This is a genomic window from Collinsella sp. TF07-1 (assembly GCF_003437235.1).
GTDB lineage: Bacteria > Actinomycetota > Coriobacteriia > Coriobacteriales > Coriobacteriaceae > Collinsella.
This window is the reverse complement of sequence record NZ_QSRV01000041.1, coordinates 1-6,735: the sequence shown is the minus strand read 5'-3', so window position 1 is coordinate 6,735 and position 6,735 is coordinate 1. Positions and strand designations below refer to the sequence as shown.

The window sequence follows — 6,735 nt, the reverse complement described above, 5'->3', positions numbered from 1 at the left end:
AGTTGTTGTCAGCCTTGTTCTTGATCGGCAGCACCTGATAGGCCATGCGAGGACCAAGGTCACGAGCCTGGTTCATGGCAAAGCCGGTGATGCCGCCCATGCCCATGCCAACAGCCCAAACGATCAGACCGACGCAGATGGCGAGCATCAGAACGTTCTCGCCGGCGCGGCTAGCGGCAGCAAGGATGGCACTGATGAACACAAAGGTGCAGATAGCCTCGCAGAAGAAGTTGCGGGCATAGTTCGTACCCTCGGTGGTGGGGTTGGTCGAGAAGATGTTGCGCTGGGCAATGGGGTCGACGACGCCCTCGGAAGCCTTGAACTCATCGGCATACATAAACCAAGCGATCACGGCACCCACAAAGCCGCCGAGCATATCGGCGAGCATGAAGGGAATGCAGTTGCCCCACGGCACCAGGCCGACGATGCACTGGGCAAGCACCATGGCGGGGTTCATGCACACGGCGCCGCCAAAGACAAACAGGCAGACCGAGATGCCAAAAGACCAGGTGGTGATGGCAAACATGTGGCCGGAGCCCTGATACTTGGTGCCCTTGAGCACGGTATCGCAGTGCACGCCCACGCCAAAGACGATCATGAGGGCCGTCGCGCCGAATTCGCAGAGGAGTTTGGTAAGCATAAAACCTTATCTTTCTTGTCGGTTATAAACGATTCGTTTAAGCCACGCGCTAGTGCTGCGCAACGACAACGCCCAGGCCATCGGGAATGACGGCAACCTTGGCATCGGCACCCTTCATCTCAAAGGCGAGCTTGAGCGCCTCCTCGATAGTGTTGACCGGTGTCATGTGCATATCCTTGAGCATCTGGTGATCGCACAGGTCGGTGACCATGATCACAGGGTGATGCGCCAGGATGCGGGCAAAGATCTGGCTCGTCCACTGGTCGGGCAGGGTCTCGTCCTTAGGACGGTCGATGCAGGCGCGCTCAAACTCCGCCGGATCGTTGTCGGCGATATTGTGATAGAAGCCCTCGCCACCGTGACCGTCGGCACAACCGGCGACGTCGATGATCACGCCGCCCTCGGGAAGCGTGGCCTCGGCAGCGCACATGCCCTTCACGGCCTGATAGATGTTCTGATCGAGGGGGTAGCCACCGTTGGTGGTGATGGCGATATCGCACTCGACGGGCTCAACGCCGGCAAGGCTCTTCACGAACTCGCAGCCGGCCTCGTGCGCCTTGTGGATGTCGCCGGCAAAGGAGCCGATGACCTCGTGCTTGCCGTTAAGCACCACGTTAAGCACAAAGGCGAGGTGGGCCATCTCAGCGGCGGCAAACATGTCCTCGCTCACGTGGTTGTGGCACAGGTTGCCGGCACGCGAGTGGGAATCATTCACAAACTGACCGTTGTGGTTGTACATGATGGTCTTGTAGCTGGCAATGCCGGGCAGGACGGACTTGCGGCTACCAGAGAAACCGGCAAAGAAGTGCGGCTCAATAAAGCCCTCGGCAAGCAGCAGATCGCAATCGGCGGCAACCTTGTTGATGATGCACTCGCCACCAGAAGGCAGGGTGCCGATCTTTTTCATCATGCTGTCGTCAGTCGCGACGTGCATAACGATTTCCTCGTTGGCAACGATCTCCTCGCCATATTTGTTGACGAGTTCCTCGTGCGTCGACGGACGGTGCATACCCGTAGCAACCAGAATGCGCACGCGAGCCTCGGGCGCAGCGGAATGGATGTGATGCAGCAGAATAGGCATCGTCACACGCGAGGGAACGGGACGCGTATGATCGGAGCTAATGATGACAATATCCTTCTTGCCAGCACAAAGCTCCTCGAGCGAAGGCGAGCCATAAGGGTTGGCAAGCGACTCCTCTACCAGCTCTTCCTGCGATTTCGTAGTCTTAAACTCGTTTTGGTGACCTTCCATCACACCCGCGAAGTTCTTATCCTCGAGTTCCAGATGCAACGTCTTGTGGTCAAACGGCAGTTCACATTCAAACAATGACGAGCGCCCTCTTCCTTTCAACTGACACACTAGATAAACCGTTGGAAGGATACGCCGCTCACCAAAAAACACCACCGTCCACCGACTCATTAACACAACGTTCATATTTGACCCACAACAAAACGGCCACGATCCCAAACGGAGCCGCGGCCGCTACAGTCGTAAGTCGAGAAGCGCGCCATTATTCCCCCAGCCAGTAATCCACCGAAGACCGGACATCGTAGGGCCCGCCATCAGCTTACTTTTAGGCACACTCCGCAGGACGCAAGAAGCCCTCGCCGCACGAAGTGCGCAGCGAGGGCTTCTTGCATGTCCGAGGACGTGCCTAAAAGTAAGCTGATGGCGGGCCCGGACGACTACAGGGCTATCGATTACCCCGTGTTCTGCAATCCTGCCGAGACGCCGGTCACAGTCGAAAGAATCAGGCTCATGTACTCGGCCTTCTTCTCCTCGGCCATCTGGTCCTGGTTCATACGCACCTCGCGAAGGGCGCGGACCTGTGCGATGGACAGGGCGTCGACATAGGGGTTGCGCACGCGGACAGCGCAGCCAAGCACGCGGCGGCGCTGTAGCGGCCACTCGTCACCGACGATGGCAAGGACCCACTTACGGGTGAGCTGCATCTCGGTGAAGACCTTCTCGGACAGATCCTGGCGATCGCCCAGGTGCAGGTACATCTTGGCAATGCGCTGGTCGGTCTTGGCGATCGACATCTCGATGTTGTCGATAAAGGTGCGGAAGAACGGCCACTCCTGGTAGGCAGCCTTGAGCTGATCAAGGTCGCCAAGCTGCTCGCAGGCAGTACCCAGGCCGTACCAAGCGGCCAGATTGATGCGCGCCTGGCTCCAGCTGAAGATCCACGGAATGGTACGCAGGTCGTCGAGCGACTTGGCGCCCAGGCCGCGCTTGGCGGGACGCGAGCCGATCGGCAGCAGACCGACCTCGGTCAGCGGCGTCACGGTCGAGAACCACGGTGTAAAGTCCTCGGTGTTCAGCAGGTCCAGATAGCGCTCATGGCTTACTGCGTTGAGCTTCTCCGCCATATCCCAGAACTTCTGCGTGGTCTCGGTGTTGGTCTTCTCGACACTCGGGGCCGACTGCAAAAGCGTTGCGGCGGCAACGGACTCAACATGGCGCTGGGCCAGCGTGCGGTTGCCGTAACGGGCAAAGATGACCTCGCCCTGCTCGGTGAGCTTAAAGAAACAGTTGACCGAGCCCTTGGGCTGCGCCAGCACGGCCTTGTTGGCCGGGCCGCCGCCACGGCCCACGGCACCGCCGCGACCGTGCATGAGCACCAGGTCGATATCGTTCTTCTCGGCCCACTTGGCGATGCGCTCCTGCGCGGAGTGCAGCGCGAGCATGGCCGTGGTAGGACCGGCGTCCTTGGAGGAGTCGGAATAGCCCAGCATGACCTCCATGCGGCGGTCGGTCTGGGCAAGGCGCTTTTGCACCACGGGCAGCGTAAGCATCTGGTCGAGCACGTCGACGCAGCCCTCGAGGTCCTCGAGCTGCTCGAACAGCGGGATCACGTCGAGCTCGGGGACATCCTCCTCGTGCGCAAAGGACAGGTGGGCAAGCTCAAAGACGTCGGCCACATGCTGGGCGCTCTTGGTAAACGAGATGATGTAGCGGTGGGCCATCTTCTTGCCGTAGCGCTTTTGGATGGAGCCGATGGCACGGAAGGTATCGATGACTTCGCGCGTCATGGGCTGCAGGTCGCCATGGATACCGTTCTCGTGGATATCCTTGAGGGCGCGGGCGTGCACCACGGAGTGCTGACGGAACTCCATCTCGACCATATGGAAGCCGAAGGACTCGACCTGCCAGATGATGGTCTGGACCGGGCCGTAGGCAGCACGGACGGCACCGCAGGCGGCCAGCGAGCGCTGGACGACGCGCAGGTCCTCCAGGAACTCATCGGCGCTGTGGTACATGGTGTCGGTGATGCGACGGACGGTGGCGTTGAGTCGGTCTGCCATGACGAGCATGACGGCGCGATGCGGCTCGTGCTCGGAGATCAGCTCGGCGCGTGCCGTGTACTGGGTGCTCATCTCGACCTGATGGTTCCACAGGTTGATGAGCTCGGCAGACGGCTTGCTGTAGGTGGCCTCGAGCGTGAGGTTGCGGCCGATGCGGCGGCACTTGTCCTCGAGCTTGAGCACCATATGGGTGAAATACTTGGCGGCGACCTCACGGCTCACCTTGGCGGTGACGTTGGGGTTACCGTCGCGGTCGGAACCGATCCAGCTGCCGGGATGGAAGAACGCCGGGCACAGCGGCGGCACGGTACCGGCCTTGTCGCCCAGCACCCAGTCGTCAAAACGACGATAGATGACGGGAATGACGTCGAACAGCGTGTTATCGAAGATGTCGATGATGGTATCGGCTTCCTCGACCGGCGTGGGCTTCTTGAGCGCGATGGGGCTCGTACGCACCAGGGCGTCAATCTCCTGCAGCATATGGCGCTCGTTCTCCACCAGGTCGGAGCCGCCCAGACGCGGACGCTCCTCCAGCAGGTTGGAGATACGGCGAATCTTGCCCTCGACGGCCTTGCGGCGGGCTTCGGTGGGATGTGCGGTAAAGACAGGGTGGAACTCAAGCTTGCCGAGCAGCTCGTTGGCACCCTCGACACCCATCTCGTTTACCAACTGGTGATAGGCGACGGTGAGTTCGTTGGCGGGATCGACCTCGGTATCGGTCGACGCACCGGCCTCGCGCTCGCGCAGCTGCGCCACACGGTAATTCTCCTCCGACAGGTTTGCCAGATGGAAGAAGCTCGTAAAGGCGCGGACGATAACCTGCTGTTTATCGAGCGGCAGGCTGTCGATCAGATCGACGACTTCGCGAAACGCCACGGCGGTGGGCTCGTCGGCAGTGGGCACGCCCTGCTCGTCGACGGACTCATCGGCAGCACGGCTACCGGGGTTGCCGGCATTGGCCACAATCTCGGCTGTCAAAATCTTGTCGAACAGGTCCGCGATCTCGGGATCATACTCGCTAAGCACACGGCGCTCCAGGCGCAAGAACAGCGCCAGATTGTCGCGCAGCTCCTCGGGGATCTCGATCTCGGCGAGACGCTCCTTGGACTCGGCATTCGAGCCGATTCGGTTAACGAGGCGGTTGACCACGGCAGCGACGCGCGCCGCGGCTTCGGGTACAGACTGGTTGCTTAGGTTCTCAGCCACGTTTCCTCCCATTCCTCCTTCTATGCACGTAACATGCGGTATCCATTATAGGCACTCGGCAAAAACTTTCGGAGCTGATTGCGCTTTACCACACAAAAGTATTTTCTGCATTGCAAGGGTTTTTGCCCCAAATGGTCGTATTTCTCGGTGAACGGCATATGCAAACGGGGGCATTCCGCATAAATGCGAAACACCCCCGTAACAATTGCTCTCCATGAGCAGGGCACGTTAGCAGGCCCGCAGCTCAAAAAGATGCGCTACAGGCGCTCGCGAACCGCCTCGACCACGTTGGTCAGATCGACGAGGACCTCGTCGTGGCTCTCCATGTCGCGCACTTTGACCTTGCCGGCGGCAAGCTCGTCGCCACCCAGGACCAGGATGAGCTTGGCGCCCACCTTATCGGCCTGCTTAAACTGGGCCTTGAGCGAACGGCCCTGATAGTCGGCCTCGGTCACAATCCCTGCGGCGCGAAGCTGCTGCGTAATGGTAAAGACGTTCTGACGCAGCTCTTTGCCGGCGTTAGCAACGTAGACGCACGGGACTTCTTCCGCACCCAGGTCGCTGCCAAAGGCCTGCAGGGCCAGCAGGGCGCGCTCAAAACCGACAGCGAAGCCGACGCCTGCCGTGGGCTTGCCGCCCTCGAGCTCGACCAGGCCGTCGTAGCGGCCGCCGCCACCGATGGAGCCGACGCCGGCGCCAGGGGCCTCGACCTCAAAGACGGTGCGGGTGTAGTAGTCCAGGCCGCGCACCAGGGTGGGATCCTCAACATACTCGATACCGGCGGCATCCAGATAGCGCTTGACCTGCTCGTAGTGCTCGCGACACTCGTCGCACAGGTTGTCGCCCATCAACGGGGCGTCGGCCATGATCTCGCGGCAATGGTCGTTCTTGCAGTCGAAGGCGCGCAGCGGGTTGAGCTCGGCGCGCTCGCGGCACTCATCACACATCTCGTCGGCGTGATCGAGGATAAACTGCTTGACCTGCTCGCGGTATGCCGGACGGCACTGGGCATCGCCCATTGAGTTAATAAGCAGGCGGAGCTTAGAAAGATCGAAGCCCAGGCGCTTGTAGAACTCCATGAGCATGATGATGCACTCGGCGTCTGCCGCCGGATCGGGAGCGCCGAGCCACTCGATGCCCACCTGATGGAACTGGCGCAGGCGGCCCTTCTGGGGACGCTCGCCGCGGAACATGGCCTCGGCGTAGTAAGCCTTAAACGGCGTGGAGCCCTGGGGCACCAGGTTGTTCTCCACGACGGCGCGCACCACACCGGCCGTGCCCTCGGGGCGAAGCGCCAAGCGCTGCTTGGGCTTAAGCTTGGTGTCGGTGCCTTCGGTAAAGACGCGCTCCAGGTTGGCGCCGCTAAACACGCGGAACATCTCCTTGCGCACGACGTCGGTCGACTGGCCGATACCGTGGACAAACACGTCCACCTGCTCGATCGCGGGCGTCTCGATGGGCTTAAAACCAAACGGCTCGAACACGCCGGCCGCAATCTGCTGCATCTTTTGCCAGGCGCGCATCTCGGCGCCGATAAGGTCGCGGGTTCCCTCCGCCTTCTGTGCCTGCATGGGCAAACA

The 6,735-nt window shown here is 60.8% G+C and carries 4 protein-coding genes; all 4 read right to left on the bottom strand.

Annotated features, from left to right (window positions below):
- On the bottom strand, positions 1 to 640 hold a 640-nt coding region (locus DXC67_RS09975; RefSeq protein WP_147327788.1), incomplete at its 3' end, for an MIP/aquaporin family protein.
- 49 nt (positions 641 to 689) lie between these two features.
- Positions 690 to 1,967, bottom strand: a complete 1,278-nt coding sequence (larA, locus tag DXC67_RS09970) for a nickel-dependent lactate racemase (RefSeq protein WP_233503230.1) — start codon at positions 1,965 to 1,967, stop codon at positions 690 to 692.
- 374 nt (positions 1,968 to 2,341) lie between these two features.
- Positions 2,342 to 5,155 carry a phosphoenolpyruvate carboxylase gene (locus DXC67_RS09965; RefSeq protein WP_369831372.1) on the bottom strand — a complete coding sequence of 938 codons (2,814 nt, stop codon included), beginning with the start codon at positions 5,153 to 5,155 and terminating at the stop codon, positions 2,342 to 2,344.
- Between the two features lie 257 nt (positions 5,156 to 5,412).
- A complete protein-coding gene (hisS, locus tag DXC67_RS09960; RefSeq protein WP_117638252.1) occupies positions 5,413 to 6,726 on the bottom strand; it encodes a histidine--tRNA ligase in 1,314 nt (437 codons plus the stop codon).
- Positions 6,727 to 6,735: the final 9 nt, after the last annotated feature.

Excerpts from the sequence above, each read along its gene's own strand:
- hisS (WP_117638252.1), bottom strand. The coding sequence starts at position 6,726 with ATGCAGGCACAGAAGGCGGAGGGAACCCGCGACCTTATCGGCGCCGAG.